Source organism: Phocaeicola sp., assembly GCF_057861905.1.
The window spans coordinates 44,597-64,892 of sequence record NZ_DBMACV010000006.1 but is presented as its reverse complement, the minus strand read 5'-3'; the positions used below and the strand labels follow the sequence as shown (position 1 = coordinate 64,892).

12 protein-coding genes and 1 tRNA gene are annotated in these 20,296 nt (G+C 41.7%); 8 read left to right on the top strand and 5 right to left on the bottom strand.

Annotated elements, in window-relative coordinates; all coding sequences use genetic code 11:
- The first annotated feature begins 191 nt into the window (after positions 1 to 191).
- Complete coding sequence (locus ACZM60_RS02225) at positions 192 to 3,320, top strand: SusC/RagA family TonB-linked outer membrane protein (protein ID WP_489520684.1); 3,129 nt, start codon at positions 192 to 194, stop codon at positions 3,318 to 3,320.
- Between the two features lie 8 nt (positions 3,321 to 3,328).
- On the top strand, positions 3,329 to 5,047 hold the full coding sequence (locus ACZM60_RS02220; RefSeq protein ID WP_489520683.1) for a RagB/SusD family nutrient uptake outer membrane protein: 1,719 nt from the start codon (positions 3,329 to 3,331) through the stop codon (positions 5,045 to 5,047).
- Between the two features lie 133 nt (positions 5,048 to 5,180).
- On the opposite strand, the gene pnp is transcribed toward ACZM60_RS02220, so the two are convergent.
- A complete protein-coding gene (gene pnp, locus ACZM60_RS02215) occupies positions 5,181 to 7,367 on the bottom strand; it encodes a polyribonucleotide nucleotidyltransferase (protein WP_489520682.1) in 2,187 nt (728 codons plus the stop codon).
- Positions 7,368 to 7,629: 262 nt separating this feature from the next.
- Between pnp and ACZM60_RS02210 the strand changes: the two genes are divergently transcribed.
- The 4 genes from ACZM60_RS02210 to ACZM60_RS02195 all read left to right on the top strand — a co-directional run bounded on the left by ACZM60_RS02210 (position 7,630) and on the right by ACZM60_RS02195 (position 12,347).
- A complete protein-coding gene (locus ACZM60_RS02210; RefSeq protein WP_489520681.1) occupies positions 7,630 to 8,775 on the top strand; it encodes a thioredoxin-like domain-containing protein in 1,146 nt (381 codons plus the stop codon).
- A gap of 184 nt (positions 8,776 to 8,959) precedes the next feature.
- The gene (greA, locus tag ACZM60_RS02205; RefSeq protein WP_340318890.1) at positions 8,960 to 9,424 is read left to right on the top strand and encodes a transcription elongation factor GreA; all 465 of its coding nucleotides are present in this window, start codon (positions 8,960 to 8,962) and stop codon (positions 9,422 to 9,424) included.
- A gap of 54 nt (positions 9,425 to 9,478) precedes the next feature.
- The gene (locus ACZM60_RS02200; RefSeq protein WP_489520680.1) at positions 9,479 to 9,883 is read left to right on the top strand and encodes an HIT family protein; all 405 of its coding nucleotides are present in this window, start codon (positions 9,479 to 9,481) and stop codon (positions 9,881 to 9,883) included.
- A gap of 118 nt (positions 9,884 to 10,001) precedes the next feature.
- Positions 10,002 to 12,347 carry a TonB-dependent receptor gene (locus ACZM60_RS02195; RefSeq protein ID WP_489520691.1) on the top strand — a complete coding sequence of 782 codons (2,346 nt, stop codon included), beginning with the start codon at positions 10,002 to 10,004 and terminating at the stop codon, positions 12,345 to 12,347.
- A 221-nt stretch (positions 12,348 to 12,568) separates the two neighbouring features.
- Here the strand turns inward: ACZM60_RS02195 and ACZM60_RS02190 are convergent, their stop codons facing one another.
- Positions 12,569 to 13,612: a mannose-1-phosphate guanylyltransferase gene (locus tag ACZM60_RS02190; protein WP_340318909.1), complete on the bottom strand. Its 1,044-nt coding sequence runs from the start codon at positions 13,610 to 13,612 to the stop codon at positions 12,569 to 12,571.
- A gap of 182 nt (positions 13,613 to 13,794) precedes the next feature.
- Between ACZM60_RS02190 and ACZM60_RS02185 the strand changes: the two genes are divergently transcribed.
- Positions 13,795 to 13,878 (top strand) — tRNA-Leu (locus ACZM60_RS02185).
- Between the two features lie 174 nt (positions 13,879 to 14,052).
- Positions 14,053 to 14,862 (top strand): Fic family protein, encoded by an 810-nt coding sequence (locus ACZM60_RS02180; RefSeq protein ID WP_204968577.1) that lies wholly within the window; start codon positions 14,053 to 14,055, stop codon positions 14,860 to 14,862.
- 85 nt (positions 14,863 to 14,947) lie between these two features.
- Here ACZM60_RS02180 and ACZM60_RS02175 read toward each other — a convergent pair whose 3' ends face one another.
- From ACZM60_RS02175 to ACZM60_RS02165, 3 genes are all read right to left on the bottom strand, one after another.
- Positions 14,948 to 17,188 carry a RagB/SusD family nutrient uptake outer membrane protein gene (locus ACZM60_RS02175; protein WP_489520679.1) on the bottom strand — a complete coding sequence of 747 codons (2,241 nt, stop codon included), beginning with the start codon at positions 17,186 to 17,188 and terminating at the stop codon, positions 14,948 to 14,950.
- Positions 17,189 to 17,497: 309 nt separating this feature from the next.
- Entirely contained in the window at positions 17,498 to 18,901 is a 1,404-nt protein-coding gene (locus tag ACZM60_RS02170) for a mobilization protein (RefSeq protein WP_489520678.1), read from the bottom strand.
- A gap of 223 nt (positions 18,902 to 19,124) precedes the next feature.
- Positions 19,125 to 20,075, bottom strand: coding sequence for a DUF8464 domain-containing protein (locus ACZM60_RS02165; RefSeq protein WP_303522271.1), 951 nt, complete (start codon positions 20,073 to 20,075; stop codon positions 19,125 to 19,127).
- Between the last annotated feature and the right edge of the window lie 221 nt (positions 20,076 to 20,296).

Sequence of the window (20,296 nt, the reverse complement as noted above, 5' to 3'; positions counted from 1 at the left end):
TTCGCTCCTCCTGATATGTGCTATAGAACATGGATGTACGCTTTTTGATATTTTATGTAACATTCGGGTTTGCGGGTGTAACTAAATGCTATATAAGGGGTAACATGGAAGAAATAGTATCAGATGTATTTCGATTACTTTTGTTGCAGTTGGGATGGAATGTTGAAGATGTATTTATTAAATTATATTATATGAAAAACACAATTGTTCTTAGATCGTTGAGGCTGTTATGTCTATTGTGCCTCGTTCCTTTATGGGCTTTTGCGCAAAAAGTTTCTGTACAAGGAGTTGTTAAAGATGCGGCAGGCGAAAGTATTATTGGAGCCAGTATTATTGAAAAAGGTACGACCAATGGTACAATTACCGATTTTGATGGTAATTTTATGTTGCAGGTTGAGAGTAATGCTGTTTTGTCGATTTCCTTTGTCGGATATCAGTCACAAGATATTCCTGTTGAAGGAAAGACTATGTTTAATGTTATTTTAAAAGAGGATACAGAAGTCCTTGATGAAGTCGTAGTCGTCGGTTATGGCGTTCAGAAAAAGAAATTAGTGACCGGTGCTACTGTTCAGGTAAAAGGAGAAGATTTACAGAAATTGAATACTGTAAGTGCTTTGGGAGCATTACAAAGTCAAAGTCCTGGTGTAAATATTACACAAAGTTCTGGTATGCCGGGTGAAGGATATAAGGTTAATGTACGTGGTATGGGTACGGTTGGTTCTTCTGCTCCGTTGTATGTGATAGACGGTGTTGCTGGAGGTGATATAAATATGTTGAATCCGGCCGATATAGAATCTATTGATGTCTTGAAAGATGCGGCTTCTGCTGCTATTTATGGTGCACGTGCTGCCAACGGTGTTATTCTTGTTACGACCAAACAAGGTAAGACTGGTAAGGTAAATATTTCGTATGATGGCTATTATGGCTTCCAGAAAATAGCCAAGAAGCCTGAATTACTGAATGCCAAACAGTATATGGAAATAATGGACCGCAAAGACGGAGCCTATGATTGGGAAAGTTTGATTCCTGTTCAGTATCAACAGATAATGAATGGTACATGGAATGGAACAAACTGGTTGGATGAGGCAACAAATGACAACGCTCCTACTCAGAATCATGCCTTTAATATGGTGGGCGGAAATGAGTATTCACGCTTTTCTCTCGGACTTTCTTATACCAGTCAGGAGGGTATAATTGGTGCTCCGGTAGAGCCTGATTATGATCGTTATACAGCTCGTTTAAACTCAGATCACGTAATATTGAAAAATAAAGATTTTGATGTTATCAAGTTAGGTGAGAATATGTCGTATAGTTATAGCGAACGCTCAGGTATTGGTATCGGTAATATCTACTGGAATGATGTGCATAATTTCTTGACGGCTAACCCGTTGCTTCCTGTTTATGACAGTGAAGGTAATTATTATGACTATGATGATAAAGTAGCCGATAACTGGAGCTTTAACAATAATGAAGCAAACCCTATAGCTTCGATGGTGTATCAGCGTGGAAAGAATTTATATCGTACTCATGCCTTTCGTGGTAATTTCTATGTCGAAATTCAGCCTATCAAGAATTTGAAATATAAAACGAACTTTGGTTATCGCTTTAATGCAGTCAGCAATCGTTCGTATACTGATAAGTTTCATTTAGCTTCCAATTCAGAGAATAAAAATGACAAGATTTCTCAAGATCAGGGAATTGATATGGCGTGGACATGGGAAAATACGCTGTCTTATTCTTTTAAGATAGATGATCATGCTGCAGATGTTGTTATTGGTCAGTCTATGGAAAAATGGGGCATTGGTGAAACTATATCCGGAACGAATGCTAACTCTCTTTTCCCTGGGAAATTTGATTATGCTTATTTGAGCAATGCGCAAGGTATAACTTCTGGTTTAACGACTTTGTCGGGGGAACCGCAAACTGCAGGACGTCTGGCTTCATTCTTTGGTCGTTTAAACTATAACTATAAGGAAAAATATATGTTCTCTGCAACGGTACGTGCCGATGGTTCGTCAAACTTTGCAAGAGGAAACCGCTGGGGAGTATTTCCTTCTTTCTCGGCTGGATGGGTTATGACCAATGAGCCATTTATGGAAGATGTAAAGAATTGGATGGATTTCTTAAAAATCCGTGCAAGTTGGGGACAAAATGGTAACTCTGATATTGCAAACTTCCAGTATCTTTCTACTATAGCTTTCGATCAGTCATATGTTTTTGGCACTGATAAAATTACTCAGTCTACAGGTGCTTACGCCGATATATTGCCAAATGAAGATATTTCATGGGAAACGTCAGAACAGCTTGACTTAGGTATTGATGCTCGTTTCTTTAATTCTCGCTTGGGCTTTGCTTTCGATTATTATAATAAGAAAACCAAGGATTGGTTGGTACAGGCTCCAGTTCCTTTGATTTATGGTACAGGTGCTCCTTATATTAATGGTGGTGATATTGAAAACAAGGGTTTTGAAGTAGCGTTGAATTGGAATGATATGGTACGTGACTTTAAATATGGCGTAAACTTCAATCTTTCTTATAATAAAAATGAAGTAACTCGTATTGCTAATACAGAAGGTATTATCCATGGACCAAGTGATGTTCTTACTTATGGTATTACAGAAATCTATCGTGCTCAGGTTGGTTATCCTATCGGTTATTTCTGGGGCTACAAGACTGCAGGTGTTTTCCAAAATGAAGAACAAGTGGCAGCTACAAAGGCTAAGCTGTCTACTGCTGCTCCGGGTGAGTTGATTTTTGTAGATACAAATGGTGATGGAAGCATAACAGAAGCTGATAAAACAATGATTGGTGATCCAAATCCGGATTTCCGCTTGGGATTCTCTTTTAATTTAGGATATAAAGGATGGGATTTATCTGTTACAACCAACGGAGCCTTCGGACAGCAGGTCGTTAAGTCATATCGTCAGTATTTGGGTGAGCCTAAACAGAACTTTACAACTGAAGTATACGAATGCTGGAATGGTGAGGGTACTTCTAACCGTCTGCCTAAATTGGAAGGTATGGAAACGAGTGATAGCTGGAAAAACTTTTCGGATATTTTTGTTGAAGACGCAAGTTATCTGAAAGTGCAGAATATTACATTGGGTTATGATTTTAAGAATCTGTTTCCTAAAATGCCTCTGACTCAGGCACGTTTGTATTTCTCTGTATTGAATGCTTTCACTATTACAGGATATTCTGGTATGGACCCGGAAGTTGGAGCCAGTGGAAATGATGATTACTCTTGGGCATCGGGTATTGATCTTGGATTCTATCCAAGCCCACGTACATTTATGTTTGGTGTAAATCTTAAATTCTAAAAACAGCTATGAAGAAGTATTTTTATATAGCGGCAATTGCTGCATTGACATTATCCGGTTGTGAAGACTTCTTGGATACAGAAAATTATACAAAGAAAAATACAGGAAACTTTCCTGAAACTGTTGATGATATGAATATGATGCTGAACGGTGTTTACGTATCATTAAATCATATTATTAGTAATTCCGGAAAAAATAGTGTGGAGTCGAGTCCGTTTTTTGTTGCAGAAGCAGCTTCAGACGATCGTTTTGGAGGTGGAGGTCCTGCCGACAGAACTTACCAGATGACTGATAAATTGATGAATTATGGTACCGATGCTTTTGAACCGTTTTGGAAGGCTAGTTATGAAGGCATTTATCGTGCTAATTTGATGTTGGAGTCTGCTGATAAAATAGACGGCTGGAGTGATAGTGATAAGTCTCAAACAATAGGGGAGGCCCATTTTATGAGAGCATTGTTCTATTTTCAGTTGGCACAAATGTTCGGTGAGGTCCCTATGCCGCTTTCCTCAGTTGCAGAGAACCTGCCCAAGTCTTCTGCTGACGTAATCTATGCACAGATTGCTTCCGACTTAAAGACTTGCATTGAAACCATGCCGGAAAAGACTTATGATCCGACATTTTCTGGACATGCAACTAAATATGTAGCAGAGGCTTATATGGCCCGTGTGTTCTTATTTTATACCGGATACTATAAAAAAGATTCTTTGCCTTTAACTGATGGTGGAAATGTTACAAAGGATCAGGTCGTTAGTTGGCTGGAGGATTGTCGTGATAATAGTGGATTTGATTTAGTTGATGACTTTAGAGGACTATGGCCTTATACTAACTCATTTACAATTAATGATTATAATTATACAAAAGGGCAAAATAACATTTTAGGAGCTCCTCTTCAATGGGAAACCGATGTCAATAAGGAAGTGTTGTTCGCTACCAAATGTAATAATTATGCAACTTGGAGTGATTATGGCTTTTCAAATATCTACAACCTGAATTATGGTATGCGTGGACAGCAGGAAACCAATACTTTCCCGTTTGGACAAGGTTGGGGATGTGGCACTGTAACTACAGGATTGTATGAAGAATGGGTTGCGGATGAACCTAATGATCCTAGAATGAAGGCTTCCATTCTTGATGTAAATGATCCTACTGAAGGGGTAACTTATACTTGGAATGGTAATGATCAGATGGAGTTTACTGGTTATTTCCAAAAGAAGTATATGAATATTATTGCTAAAACTTCAGATGGTGGTTTGGTTCCGTATTCAAATCTGATGTATAATACCCAAAATAACTTCCAGTTAGGTCAGACTCAAGATTTGGTTATGATGCGTTATGCGGATGTTTTGCTAATGCATTCAGAACTGACTGAAACAAGTGATGGTATGAATAGGGTACGTGCTCGTGCTGGATTAGCTCCGAAGGAATATTCGTTGGATAATCTGAAGAAGGAAAGACGTCATGAATTAGCGTTTGAGGGAATTCGCTGGTTCGATTTGATGCGTTGGGGAGATGTTGTTTCAGCATTGAATGAACAGATAGGTGTTACTATTATCAATGGTGGAGAAGAAACGACAATGAAGGAATTTGGCGGAGGCTTTGCCAAACGTTATGAGGCTACTGGTGGATTTTGGCCGATTCCTAAAGCACAAATAGATTTGTCAAATGGTACTTTGACTCAAAATGCTGGTTGGGGAACTTCTGATGCAGAATATCCTGGATGGTAATTGTCGTAAGTATTTACATGCGTAGATAAGTAAAGCCCTTTCATTTCCGTTGTAAATCGGGTTGAAAGGGCTTTATATGATAATAAAAAAGGTTGCCCTTAGGCAACCTTTTTTATTAAAGATATATGAAGGATTATTGTTTCTGTTCCTTGTTCTGTTGAGGCTTACGTTCACGTTTTGCGTGGTTTCCTTCTGCCATACCTTCTGGTTTCGGTAACAATACCTTGTGTGATAATTTGAATTTACCTGTTTTCGGATCGATATCCAACAACTTCACTTCGATGTCGTCACCTTCCTTCAGACCAGCTTCTTCGATAGTTTCCAGACGTTTCCAGTCGATTTCTGAAATGTGCAACAAACCATCTTTGCCAGGAAGGAATTCTACGAATGCACCATAAGGCATGATAGAACGTACTTTACCCTGATATACTTCACCAATTTCAGGTACAGCAACAATACCTTTGATCAGACGCATAGCATCATCGATAGTCTTCTTGTTATTTCCAGCAATTTCGATACGTCCTGCACCGTCAACTTCTTCGATTGTGATTGTAGCACCTGTTTCTTCCTGCATACCCTGAATGATCTTTCCGCCCGGGCCGATTACAGCACCGATAAATTCTTTCGGAATAGTCATAGTTTCAATACGCGGAGCATTTGGTTTCAGTTCCTTGCGTGGTTCTGCAATACATTCTGTCAGTTTGCTCAGAATATATTCACGACCTTCTTTTGCCTGCATCAGTGCTTTTTCAAGAATGTCGTAAGTCAAACCGTCGCACTTGATATCCATCTGTGTTGCTGTAATACCGTTCTTCGTACCTGTAACCTTGAAGTCCATATCTCCCAGATGATCTTCATCTCCCAGGATATCCGACAAGACAGCATATTTTTCTTCTCCGGCATTTTTGATCAATCCCATTGCAATACCTGATACCGGATTCTTGATAGGTACACCAGCATCCATCAAGGCTAATGTTCCGGCACATACCGTAGCCATAGAAGAAGAACCGTTAGATTCAAGAATATCTGAAACGACACGTACACAATAAGGATAGTCAGCAGGAATCTGACCTTTCAATGCACGCCATGCCAAATGTCCGTGACCGATTTCACGACGACCTACACCGCGTTGTGCTTTTGCCTCACCTGTTGAGAAAGGAGGGAAGTTATAATGCAACAAGAAACGTTCTTTATGCTGATCGAGTACATCGTCTACAATCTTTTCATCAAGTTTAGTTCCCAAAGTAACGGTACTTAATGATTGTGTTTCACCACGAGTGAAGATTGAAGAGCCATGTGGGTAAGGCAACGGACTAACTTCGCACCAGATTGGACGAATTTCAGTTGTCTTACGACCATCCAGACGTTTACCTTCATCGAGGATGCAACGACGCATAGCTTCTTTTTCTACATCGTGATAATAACGGTCTATCATAGGTGCTTTTTCTTCGAGTTCTTCTTCTGTGAACTGAGCTTTGAATTCTTCACAGATAGCATCGAAAGCATCCTGACGTTCATGTTTGTTGTGATTTCCTGATGCTGCAATGGCATAAGCTTTGTCGTAGCAAGCATCGTGAACAGCTTTACGCAAATCCTCATCGTTTTCTTCGTGGCAGTATTCGCGTTTTACAGTAGAACCAACTTCTTCCATCAGTTCCATCTGTGCCTTACAATGTATCTTGATAGCTTCGTGAGCGCATTTCAAAGCTGCCAGCAAATCCTGTTCGCTTACTTCGTTCATTTCGCCTTCTACCATCATGATGTTGTCGTAAGTAGCGGCTACCATCAAGTCCATATCAGCCTTTTCAAGCTGTTCGAAAGTCGGGTCGATAACGAACTGACCGTCGATACGTGCTACACGTACTTCTGAGATAGGACCTCCGAACGGAATGTCTGAAACAGCCAGTGCGGCAGAAGCAGCCAGACCTGCTAATGCATCAGGCATGTCTACGCCATCTGCTGAAAACAGAATGATATTTACATAAACTTCTGCATGGAAGTTATCGGGGAACAACGGACGTAAAGCGCGGTCTACCAAACGGCAAGTCAGGATTTCATAATCAGAAGCTTTGCCTTCACGTTTGGTAAAGCCACCCGGAAAACGTCCGAATGCTGAATATTTTTCTTTGTACTCTACCTGAAGCGGCATAAAATCTGTACCGGGAACTGCATCTTTTGCTGCACAAACAGTAGCCAGCAACATGGTATTACCCATGCGTAGCATAACAGCACCATCTGCCTGTTTTGCCAGCTTTCCCGTTTCGAGTGTAATGGTTCTTCCATCACTTAACTCGATCGTCTTAACAATAGGATTGATCATAAAAAATGTTTTAATATAAAAGTCTTCTTAAAGTTCGCGCAAAGATACAAATATTATTGTAGTAATTGGGTGAAAATGAGATAAAAGTTTCGTAGTATGCTCCTTTTTTATATTATTTTGTTTCGTCCTGGCCTTACATTATGTAATATCACAAAGAAAAGCAGGCTAAAAAAATTATGTCATTTTGTAAGAACTTGAATAAAAACTTTGTGAACTCGTAAAAAGCCGTATCTTTGCATCCCGAAATGAATAATAATCGCTAATGAAAAGAAATGCTTATATCGCTGCAGCTCTGTTGTTCGCGGGCGTAACAGCCTGCAACAACGAGCCTGCTTTTAAAGTGCAGGGAGAGGTAACCGATGCTGCCGATAAAATGTTGTACTTGGAACAGACCGGCCTGGATGGTATTGTTGCACTCGATTCTGTAGAATTGGGAAGTGATGGAACTTTTAGTTTTTCTGCTGCTCGTCCTGAAGCGCCTGATTTCTATCGGTTGCGAATCGAGAATAAAGTTATAAACTTCTCGGTCGATTCTACTGAAACTGTCGGTGTTAAGGCTGATTATAAAAACTTTGCAACGGATTACGACATACAAGGTTCAGAAAATAACCAGAAAATCAAGGAACTGGTCCTGTTGCAGGCCGATTTACAAGAGCGCGTCAATAAGCTGGCACAATCAGGAATGCCAGTTGGCGTTGTACAAGACAGTCTGGCGCACATGGTAAATGCATATAAGGATAATGTAAAGCGAAAATATATTTTTGTCGGTCCTAATAAATCCTATGCATATTTCGCCTTGTTTCAGGTGTTGAACGGATATATGATTTTCGATCCGTTGAACAATAAAGAGGATGTAAAATGCTTTGCAGCGGTAGCTACCAGTATGAACAACATGTATCCGCATGCCGATCGTTCGCGTAATCTATATAATATGGTGATAAAAGGTATGAAGAATACCCGCGCTCCCCAGGTAAAGCCTTTGGATATTCCTGCTGACAAGATACAGGAAACTTCCATTATCGATATCCCATTGAAGGATATAAATGGTACGACACACCATCTTACAGACTTGAAGGGAAAGGTTGTTTTGATAGACTTTACAGCATATGGCAGTGCTGAATCGGGAGCTCGTAATCTCCTGTTGCGTGAAATATATGATAAATATGCTTCACAAGGCTTGGAAATATATCAGATTTCACTCGACACTGATGAGCATTTCTGGAAAACCGCAGCCGACAATCTGCCATGGATTTGTGTACGCGATCCGCAGGGACCTTATTCTACTTACGTAAACTTGTATGGCGTAACCCAGTTGCCTACAGCCTTTCTTGTAAGTCGGAATAATGAATTGAGCATGCGAATTGGTGAGAAAACCAACTTGGAGGAAGCAATTAAGAAATTATTATAACATGTTGAAAAGCATGTGAAAATAGTACGCTTCGGTACTTGACTGGTATCGTAAAAAGGCGTATCTTTGCCAAAGTCATAACAGAGAAGGGTTCCGATACATTCTTTTGTGTATCGGGATTCTTTTTTGTTTTATAAGCAAGAACAATTTAATTAATAACCGAATAATAAGGAGGAAAAAAACTATGGCTTATATGTCAGAAGAAGGCTACCAGAAGTTGGTAGCAGAACTAAAACAACTGGAGGCAGTTGAGCGTCCGAAAATTGTAGCAGCTATTGCCGAAGCACGTGATAAGGGTGACTTGTCGGAAAATGCAGAGTACGATGCTGCAAAGGAAGCTCAGGGTATGCTGGAAATGAAAATAAACCAGTTGAAAGCCACCATCGGCGATGCAAAGATTATCGATACATCAAAGTTGAAGGCTGATACCGTACAGATTCTTAGCCGTGTAGAACTGAAGAATGTGAAGACGGGTATGAAGATGGCATACACTATCGTATCGGAAACAGAAGCCAATCTGAAGCAAGGAAAGATTTCTGTAAATACTCCGATTGCTCAGGGTTTGCTGGGCAAGAAAGTTGGTGATATTGCCGAAATCACAATCCCGCAGGGTAAAATCAGTCTTGAAGTAACAGGAATATCGTTTTAACTATGAGGCGAGTCTGCTTTGTCGCAGGCTTGCCTTTTTTAATATATACAGATTATGGCAACTATATTCAGTAAGATCATTGCGGGCGAAATACCCAGCTACAAGGTAGCAGAGAACGAACAGTTCTATGCTTTTTTGGATATAAATCCGTTGGTAAAGGGACATACTTTGGTAGTTCCGAAACGCGAAGTCGACTATATTTACGATTTAAGCGATGAAGAACTGGCTGCTATGCATGTATTTGCCAAACATGTGGCACTGGCTATTCAGAAGGCATTCCCTTGTCGGAAAGTAGGTGAGGCCGTTATGGGGCTGGAAGTTCCCCATGCTCATATTCACTTGATTCCTATGCAGAAGGAATCGGATATGCTTTTTTCTAATCCGAAACTGAAATTGAGCGATGACGAATTTAAGACCATTGCCGAAAGTATTCATAAAGCCTGGGAAGGCAAAGCTTGATACCTCCTCCTATAGATATACACAAGAATGAAAGCCATCCTTTTTCACAGGATGGCTTTTTTTGATTTATGATAATCCTAAAGAAGATATTATGGCGAAAAGAACAGTTACTTTCTTCATGCTGCTGGCTGTTTGTATGCTGGTGCATGCTCAAACCTACCGGATAGAAGGTACAGTGATAGACAAGACAAGCCGAAAGCCGCTGGAGTTTGTCAATGTACTGGTTGTAGGTCTGGGAATAGGTTCGTCTACAGATGCCGAAGGACATTTTGCAGTCGAGCAGGTTCCTCCAGGTATTTACCGTCTGCAAGCGTCCATGCTGGGTTACAAAACAGTTTTTACATCCGAGTACCGTGTTAACCATCGCACACCGCACATTCAGATAGAAATGGAAGAGGAGGGAACCCAGTTGGAGGGAGTAACCATCACAGCTTCTCCTTTTCAGCGGGTACCCGAAAGTCCGGTCAGTCTTCGGGTTATCGGCTTGCAGGAAATAGAGAAAGCTCCCGGGGCAAATCGTGATATTTCGCGAGTAGTGCAGAATTATCCGGGAGTCGCCTTTTCGCCGATTGGCTATCGAAACGACCTGATTGTGCGCGGAGGCGGACCGTCGGAGAACCGTTTTTACCTGGATGGCGTAGAAATTCCGAATATTAACCACTTCAGTACGCAAGGAGCTTCGGGAGGTCCGGTGGGACTGATTGATGCCGACCTGATACGAAATGTGAAGTTCTACAGCGGAGCTTTTCCTGCCAACAGGGGAAATGCCTTGAGTTCGGTGCTCGATTTCAGCTTACGCGACGGCGATATGGAGCACAATTCCGTAAAAGCAACACTGGGAGCTTCGGAAGTGTCACTTACTTCCAACGGACATCTGGGCGACAAAACCTCTTATCTGGTTTCTGTCCGGCAGTCGTATTTGCAGATGCTCTTTAAGGTTTTGGGATTGCCGTTGCTTCCGGCTTATACGGATGCTTCGTTCAAGTTGAAAACCCGTTTCAACGATCAGAATGAACTTACCCTGCTCGGATTGGGAGGCATAGACCGCATGAAACTGAATTTTGACATCGAAGGTGAGGATGCTGAATACATTTTAGGGTATCTGCCGAAAATCAATCAGGAAACCTTTACGCTGGGAGGCGTCTATCGTCATTATGCCGGACCACATGTGCAGTCGGTTACCTTGAGTCACAGCTATCTGAACAACCGTAACCTGAAGTATCTTAACAACGACGAAAGCTCGGAAGACAACCTGACTCTCCGCCTGCGTTCGGTAGAACAGGAAACGAAACTGCGGATGGAAAATACGTCTACATGGAACGTGTGGAAGCTGAATGCCGGCATCGAGCTGAATTATTCACAATACTCCAATACGACTTATCAGCGAGTCTTTACCGATGAGGCACAAGTATTCGACTACCGTACTGCCCTGGATCTATTCCGTTGGGGACTCTTTGCTTCAATGGACTATACGGCACCCGACGAACGTTTCACGGCATCGCTCGGCGTACGTACCGACGGAAACAATTACAGTGACAAGATGAAAGAACTTTGGCGGCAGCTTTCGCCCCGTCTGTCGGTGTCTTTCCGCCTGATCGATAACCTGTTCCTGAGCGGACACATGGGCTTGTACTACCAGCTTCCGCCTTATACGGCACTGGGATTCAAGGGAAACGACGGGACGTACTTGAACCGTAACCTGGATTATATCTCTGTATCGCAGGAGAGTGTCGGACTGACATGGCAACCGAATGAAAACATGGAACTGTCGGCAGAAGGTTTTTATAAGTTCTATCACGATATGCCGCTGTCGGTAACCGACGGCATCCCCTTGGCCTGCAAGGGAAATGACTACGGCGTGATTGGTAACGAACGTCTGGTATCCACAGCCGAGGGCCGTTCGTATGGTGTGGAACTGATGTTCAAATGGTTGCTGGTACAGCGTCTGAACTTGTCTTCGTCATTGACTCTTTTCAAAAGCGAATTCCGCAACGGTGAGGAAGGCGGTTATGTCCCGTCGGCATGGGACAACCGTTTTATCTTCAACGTGAGCGGTACCTACAATTTTCCCAAGCAGTGGAGTGTGGGAATGAAAGTCAGTTGCATAGGAGGTTCCCCGTATACACCCTACGATGTGGAGAAATCGTCGCTGGTAGAAGCGTGGAATGTACAGGGAAAAGCCTATTACGATTACAGTCGTTACAACACGGAGCGTCTGCCCGCATTCGGTCAGTTGGATATCCGTGTCGACAAAATGTTCTACTGGAAGAAGTGTATGTTCGGAATTTACCTCGACATCCAGAACATTACGGCGAGCAAACTCCGCCAGCCCGATGTGCTGATGAGTACAGGACAGATAGAAAATCCGTCGGCACCCCTTTCCGAACAGCGTTATGTCATGAAGTCTATCAAGCAGGAAAGCGGAACATTATTGCCTACTATCGGCATTACCTTCGAGTATTGATGCTGTGCCGAAATAAGCCTGCGGACAATTGCTAAAAAACGTGCCCACGTTTCGTTTGGAACGTGGGCACGTTTTCGTTTATTTGTCGGGACGTTTTTTTATTTTTTGTACAAAAACAAAAAATCTTTGTACAAAAACTTTTTATACCCTTATTATCTTCCTTTCTTCGCATTACCACACGCAAACGCAAAGTTGACGGAAAGGTATGTATGGAATTGAAATCAGGAGTATTTTTCTTCGAACTTCATTTCTACATCATTCACAAACTTTCGGATGGCATCCTGATCGTCTTTCTTGCAGATAAGCAGAACATTATCGCGTGAGGCTATCAGATAGCCGTCCAGATCCTGTACTACGGCAAGCTGTCCCTCCGGCATCAGGATGATATTGTTCTCGCAGTTGTACAGCAGTGTATTGCTGTTGATTATAACATTATGGTTGGCATCTTTAGGAGAAGCATCGTAAAGTGCATCCCATGTACCCAGATCGGCCCATCCGAAATCGCATAGCTGAACGTATACATTGTTTGCCTTTTCCATGATGCTGTAATCGATGGATATGTTGGGGCACGAAGTAAAGTCGGGAACATCGCATTCCACACGCGGGCAGATTTCCGACATCATTTCGTGGAAAGCTTTCAGGATTGTATTCACATGCCATACAAAGATACCCGAGTTCCAATAGAACTCATTGCTCTGTACGAATATTTCGGCGAATTCGCGTGCCGGCTTTTCAATGAATGTTTTAACCTTATAGAAATCTCCCTTCTTTTCCTCGTCAATCTGTATATATCCATATCCCGTTTCAGGTCGGTTGGGCTTGATACCCAGCGTAACAAGCTTGTCGTTTTCGGAGGCGAAATCCAGTCCCTTCAGGATAGCTTCCTTAAACTCGTCCGCCTTCAGAATCAGATGATCCGAGGGGGCAACTACAATCGTTGCATTGGGATTGATTCTTTGGATAACGTGTGATGCATATGCAATGGAAGGTGCAGTATTGCGTCTTTCCTCTTCAATAATCAGTTGGCTCTCTGTTATTTCAGGTAATAAGTCGAGTACGATTTGTTTATAATCGGTATGAGTCGTAATATAAATATTACTTGCAGGAACAATTTTCTTGTATCTGTCGAAAGTTTGTTGCAATAAGGTCTGTCCGGTGCCAAAGAAATCGAGAAACTGTTTAGGTAATGCTTTGCGACTGTAAGGCCAGAAACGGCGTCCCATTCCTCCGGCCATGATGATACAGTAGTAGTTGTTATTCATGATATTGGCGTAGCTTTAAATGTTTATGCTAAGATAACCTTTATTTTTCGAACATAGCTTGGAAAGAGTTCTAAATAGTGTTAGATGAAAAATATTTTCACTTTTTTATCTCAAACGCTTGTCATTTAAAAATATTTGTCTACCTTTGCACCGCAATTGAGGGAAACATTTTCCCAAAGCAAGTTGCCCAGATGGCGGAATCGGTAGACGCGCTGGTCTCAAACACCAGTGGAGTAACATCCATCCCGGTTCGACCCCGGGCCTGGGTACGGAATGAAAGGCTAAGTATTGAATTATCAATTACTTAGCCTTTTTACTTGTCTGATTTTTCCCACATTTTCCCCACAGGCGAAAAAATATAGTAGTAAGTCATTATTTTCTTTGGCTACGCAATACAAATACATTACCTTTGAAAAGAAATAAATCCAATTAAATAAACGTCAATGGAACAAGGTGTTTGGCAAGAGATTGAACAGTTATACCAGAAGTTTCAGCAACTTGGTATTAGTGAAGCGGTGGACTATGAAAAGTACTACCTCTATTCTCTTATTACCCATTCTACAGCAATTGAGGGTTCTACACTCACCGAAGTGGAGGCACAAATGCTTTTCGATGAGGGATTGACAGCTAAAGGGAAACCTTTGGTATATCATTTGATGAATGAGGACTTAAAGAAAGCTTATGAGTTTGCCAAAGAGGAAGCCAAATGTAAGAAGCCAATTAATTCAGCGTTTTTGCAAAAGCTGAATTCGACATTGATGCGTACGACAGGCAGTATTTATAACGTTATGGGAGGCTCTTTTGATTCTTCCAAAGGTGAATTTCGCTTGTGTGGCGTGACGGCTGGTATTGGTGGACGTTCTTATATGAATTATCAGAAAGTCCCTGCCAAAATAGATGAATTTTGCACCTTATTACAGGAAAAGCAAAAGACAGTGGGAACATTTCGGGAACAATACGAATTAAGTTTCAATGCCCATCTTAACTTAGTGACCATTCATCCGTGGGTAGATGGTAACGGAAGGACTGCCCGCTTGCTGATGAATTACATTCAGTTTTGCTACAACCTTTTTCCTACTAAGATATTCAAGGAAGATAGAGAGGAGTATATTTCTGCCTTACGTCAATCACAGGAAGAAGAAACAAATCTGCCTTTCTTGGGCTTTATGGCTGTTCAATTAAAGAAATCGCTCTCTTTGGAAATTGAACGATTTAAGACCTCTCAAAAGAAAATTTTTAGTTTTATGTTTTAGTTGTGATCGTATTGTTTTTTAATATAAAAAGCTCCACCATTCAATAGCGAATCGTGGAACTTTTTAGGTCTAAGTCGTATTCTTATTAATATCCTGGATTTTGTGTCATTGACGGGTTAACAATTATTTCTTGTTGCGGTATTGGTAATAGCAGTCTGTATTCTTCAATTCCATATACCTCTTTTGCAAAATTGTTTCTTTTCATGAATGCGAAGTTTGTGTTGGTATAAAGCATCAACTGTAGTCTTGCATCTTTTATCTTCTCCAAAGTATTTTCACCTGTTACGCTAATATGTTTAGCTGTGATTACTTTTTGCAACTGTGATTCGGCTTCCAATGTCCTACCATTTTTATAAAGGCTTTCAGCATAAGACAAAACTACATCAGTATAAGTCATTATGGGAACTAATGGAGGGGTGCCAATCGAAATATTTCCACGTGATTGAGGTTCATTATGAGCTGCAAATATGGTTTCTTTGCTGCTTCCATTATTAAATAAATTCGTAATGGTTTCCTTGTTGTTATAATTGGAAGCATCCAGCTCATAGAAGCCATTGCTGATAACTTCTCCCAAGAGCTTTTCTGCTTGGTTGTATTCACCTTGATACATACAAATATTAGCAAGCAATATTCTTGCTACATCTTTTGACAAGAAGAAAAAATCATTGGCATCATTACTAAGCGATTCATTCTTTTTCTCTTCAAGATTATCTATGGCTTTTTCCAAACTGGCTTTTAAGTCCGAGAAAATATCATGTATTGGAGTTCTGCTGATATTATATGCGTTATTTATATCAAGCACGTAATTTATATAAGGAACGTCTTTCCAAGCCACTGCCATATAGTAATAATGCATTGCGCTGAATACATTAAGATAGTCTTGATAAACACCGAGCTGTTCAGCTTCCTTTTCTTTAAATAGCATAATCATCCTATTGGCACTATAAAAATTACTCCAAATGTTTTTTACATTATCACAACTGGGGTAAACGTATTGACTTACCAAATCCGCTTCTTTATTATAGTGGTAGTATTGCTCAATAAGATTAAAATCAGAAAGTCCGCGAGCAATGGGTAATGCAAAGCCTGCGACAACCTGCTCTCCTGTCCGTCCTAATTTCGGTATTGAAGTGTTTCCATTTCCTTCTTGGATTACTTTTACTTCACCTACCACATTGCCAAGACAATCATATATGGTTACAGAAGTCGATTTATCCGCTCTTGAATTTAGTCGGGAAACTTTAATTGTCAACTTGTTTTCGTTAATGCTTTTTTCTATAGAAATACCATCATTTTCTATGTGTTCATAGATTTCATTGAAAACGTTATCTTCTGTAATGTTGTCTATTGGTCCGTCATCGTCTTTATCAACTAACGGCGTTAGATATACCGGAATGGGGGAAGATATGTTGATTGTATAGGTTCCTCCTTCATTGGGTACGTTAAGTTCCGATGTCTCCAATTTGACTTCTTGTCCATCTTGCAATGTTTCATTTCCTGCAAGTCCGTCATCATCCCAATCTATGAAGTGTCCTAATTCTTTTACTTCAATTTTTAATCCAAGGTCGTCATAGCGGTCTATGATATTTTCTCTTACAGAAGAAAGTTGATTGCTCAATGACTTTTTGTCTTCACTGATTTGTTGTAATGTGCTGCTTCCAAACTTTCCATTTTCGCCAAATTCCCTGCATAATTTTGCCAAATATTCTGTCAGGGCAGCTTCGCTTCTATCTACAAGTAGCAGAGAAGATATGGCAATCAAAGCAGCAGACTCATCTGTTCCTCCAGCAATGGAAAATGTGGACGCATCTTTTTCTGCATATTTTTGAAGTCCGAAAGCGGTAAACAATTCTTTTTGTGCTTGCTTATTGGCTTCTCCGAATTTTACCCCTTCCGCAATGAGTTTCTGTATTCTTTGATACTTCAAATGTGTAAGCAGGTTTACGTTTACTGTAGTTTCATCAGATAAATCTACCAAGGCACGAAGATTTAATGTGCCTGATGATAACTCACCTTCTACCTCGTTAAAGAAATAACCATTAGCCGTTAATTCCGCATAGGGTGCTTCAAACAACTTGGAGCCAAAAGAAAAATTGCCTAAATCGTCTTGAATGGTAGCTGAATACAAGCTTCCAAGTACTTGTAAATTTCCGTCCATCGGTTGAATGGTAATAGTAGAACCGCTGACAAATGGACCTTTTTCTACTTTGCCTAATACATTATACGTCTTAGGCTCGAAATCATTTCCCATGCCGCTGTCATCGCTACAAGATGAGAGTGAAAATGCGATTGCGGCAAATAAATAGATGCATTGCTTAATGTTCATATGAACTATGTTTATTGGTTAATTGTCATTCCTAACGCACGAAGCGTGAACCACAAATCGTTCACCTGTGTCGGAGGTCCTAGGAAAACCCATACAAACAGATATAACAATAGCAGCCCACGCTATAGCGTGAGAACCACTATGCCATCATCGTTTGTATGTCTTAAGAAATTTCCTAGGTTTCCGACACCACGACTAGCATAACGCTTCTTCTAATTCTAACATGTCTTGGAAAGAGTTTCCTCTAACCATTGGCAAAGATACACAATTTAATTGATAATCGGGAATCTAGAGTCGCAAACTATCAAGTTACATCTTAATTCCTCTACTTTTCTTTTCTTCTTGTTGCGGTACTCTTGTTCCGTATCTAAGCCTGTGCCATTGTTCCCTGAACCACTCGGCAATCGGCTTCCTGTTTATTGTCAGGCTCAGTCTGCTTTCATCGTCAGGGTCATTCTCCACCCTAAAAACATCATCCTTTACGTCAAAGTTTCGTCTGTGCTGCTCGGAATAGATTTTACCGCTGCATTTTAAGGATTCTTTCTTGACCAAAAGACTTTCGGTCATTTCTTTAGAGAACCCCAGCATGGCACAGAACTTTTCTATGCGAAGCATTTCCCTGAACATCGGGAACCACCTGAAAGCCTTGTCTATGATTCTGGCGAGTCGTGACAGCTCCTTTTCCTTCATGTCAAGTTCCTGTCTGTGCATTTCCTTGAGATTGTGGATTTGCATATCATGCTGTTTCTGCATCTGCTGTATCTGGCTCTGCAGTTTTTCAATTTTGGTGTTCCGTTTTGAGACCTCGTCTTGCAGTTTTTCGTTGGCATGTTCCAGTTCTTTCAGTTTTCTGCTTCCGAAAAGAGAAGCAACTCCGCTTGTTATGGCTGTCGCTGCCGTGGTGGCTGTCTTCTTTAGCTTGTCAGTACGTATCTCTGATTTTACCTGTTTCAGTTCCTGCTCGGCAAGATTTATCTGTTCTTCTTTGTGCCGTTTGGCAGCATCCATGCGTTGCAGCTCGGCTTTCTGCTTTTCAATGATAAAATCATTCCGTTCCAGATGCTCCTTACCCGTAACAGCCTTTGACTGCCCACGCTCCATCAGCAGGATGTCTGATGCGAGGGTCTGCATCTGCATCATGTCATCGTCATTGAGCTTTTGGCTCTTTCCGGTTTCGTGGTTCATCCAGTCGAAAACGATATGGGCATGATAGTTCGGCTTGAACCATCTGTCCCCGATTTTGAAGCTTTCCCTGTCTTCCGCTTCCGGCTGACCGTTCAGCCAATGCCCTTCATCCTTGTGCAGGAAGATTTGCAGCGGTGTGATTCCCCAGCGTCTTTGACACTCCTCACCGAATTTACGCACGTCTGCCAGTGTGGTGTCCGACCTGACAAGCAGCACTCCTTCACGTATGGGGGAGCATCCCGCAATCTTGACTATTTTACCGTTCTTGCCTTTGCGTTCACGCTCCTTTTCCTGCATGGCACGTCCGGTCTTTTCCTTTACCATCTGTCTGATATTGTCATAATGCGTCCGCAAATCCGGACTGCCGAAGTCGGGATTTATCCACTGTTCGTTGTCGGTGGAGAGTTCAGGAACCACATAGATTCTGGACTCTCCGATGTTGCGCATGTATTCGGCAGTCCTTCTGTTGTGAGCCTCGCTCGATGTGATGTTGCAGGGTTTGATATGTATGCTTGATTTTGTTGCCATAGATACTTGTTTTTTGATTTGTACTTTATTGCTTGCTTTTCCGCTGTCCGCAAACGCATGGGGTTCTTAGGGGTGCAACCCATAAGCGGAGATTGCAAAGAGAGGGTCACTCTTTGCTCCGGGTTCTCAGGGGAGAAACGCCCTGAGTGGGTTATTAGGGTAAAACCCTAATCCCCTCGGGAGAGCCCACAACTACGTAAGCGAAGCGTGTAGTTATAGTGGGCTATAACCGAAAGCCTCCCGGTTTATTGGGCGGTGTCTTCACTTTGATGGATTGAGTCTGTTTCTTTGCCGCTGCCTGTTTTTGCAGGTATTCGTTCAAATCCTTGCATCCGCCGTATATGTGTGAAGCGTCACGTATATGTCTGGTATTGTCATACTCCTTTCTGATTTGCTGCAGGGCTTCCATTCCTGCACGGTCATTGTCAAAGAAACAGTGGATGCGCTCATAGCTGCCCAGCGGATAGAGTGCCTTGGAAACATTGGCAACAGAGTTCAGAACCATGTAGTCCTGTCTGTCGAAATCGGGGGATTGCGGACAGCTTTCAAGCCTTAGTGTCAGAAAGGACAGGTAGTCCATGAATCCCTCAAAAACGTAACATGCTTTTCTCGGCTCTCCCGTTTGTCTGATATGTGATATTTCCTTCGGTGCGATGCAGCCCTTGAAATATCGGTTGCGGATTTCATATCCACCCGATATGTTCGGAAAGGCAATGGCGAAATACCGTTTGCCGTTGTTGGTGAAGTGTGCCTCACGGCATCCTCTTTTCGCCAGTGCCGTATTTATCCCCCTTTCCTGCAGGTAAGAGAGCAGGGCAGGAGAAGACAGCTGCACGATGTCAAGCTGCTGGAAACTCGGCTCGGTGGCAGACTGCCTGCGAAAAGAGAAAGACACGGGACGGACATGCGGTGTCTGTTCCTCTATGCGTTTCAGGATATACGGAACACTCTCCGTTGCGTAAAGATGTGCCGCCAGTGCGATGATGTTGCCGCCCTTTCCCAGACCGAAATCGAACCATTGTTCACGCTCTGTGTTTACCTTGAACGATGGCTCGTTCTCTTCCCTGAACGGAGATTTGTACCAGAGGTTTACCCCCTGCTGCTTTACTGGGGAATACCCCAGACTGTGCAGATAGTCTGCGATTCTTATCTTTTTTGCTTCTTCTGTTGTCATTTTCGTACGGTTTTGTGATGAATGAAAAAACGATGATTTGATGAACTTTACCTGTAATATGCTGTTATACAGAATGGTAACACTTCATCAATTTCTCATCAGACTGCTTGTCAAAAAAGAAATGATGATTTCTCTTTTCATCAGCATTATATTCCGATGAATGAATGATGAACTTGTATTATGTTGTAATACAATGTGTTATATACTGCATTCATCATTTC

Bases quoted from the DNA above. Each gene is read 5' to 3' on its own strand.
- ACZM60_RS02195 (WP_489520691.1), top strand. From the start codon at position 10,002: ATGCTGCTGGCTGTTTGTATGCTGGTGCATGCTCAAACCTACCGGATA.
- ACZM60_RS02210 (WP_489520681.1), top strand. From the start codon at position 7,630: ATGAAAAGAAATGCTTATATCGCTGCAGCTCTGTTGTTCGCGGGCGTA.
- ACZM60_RS02175 (WP_489520679.1), bottom strand. From the start codon at position 17,188: ATGAACATTAAGCAATGCATCTATTTATTTGCCGCAATCGCATTTTCA.
- ACZM60_RS02180 (WP_204968577.1), top strand. From the start codon at position 14,053: ATGGAACAAGGTGTTTGGCAAGAGATTGAACAGTTATACCAGAAGTTT.
- pnp (WP_489520682.1), bottom strand. From the start codon at position 7,367: ATGATCAATCCTATTGTTAAGACGATCGAGTTAAGTGATGGAAGAACC.
- ACZM60_RS02170 (WP_489520678.1), bottom strand. From the start codon at position 18,901: ATGGCAACAAAATCAAGCATACATATCAAACCCTGCAACATCACATCG.
- ACZM60_RS02220 (WP_489520683.1), top strand. From the start codon at position 3,329: ATGAAGAAGTATTTTTATATAGCGGCAATTGCTGCATTGACATTATCC.
- greA (WP_340318890.1), top strand. From the start codon at position 8,960: ATGGCTTATATGTCAGAAGAAGGCTACCAGAAGTTGGTAGCAGAACTA.
- ACZM60_RS02225 (WP_489520684.1), top strand. From the start codon at position 192: ATGAAAAACACAATTGTTCTTAGATCGTTGAGGCTGTTATGTCTATTG.
- ACZM60_RS02165 (WP_303522271.1), bottom strand. From the start codon at position 20,075: ATGACAACAGAAGAAGCAAAAAAGATAAGAATCGCAGACTATCTGCAC.
- ACZM60_RS02200 (WP_489520680.1), top strand. From the start codon at position 9,479: ATGGCAACTATATTCAGTAAGATCATTGCGGGCGAAATACCCAGCTAC.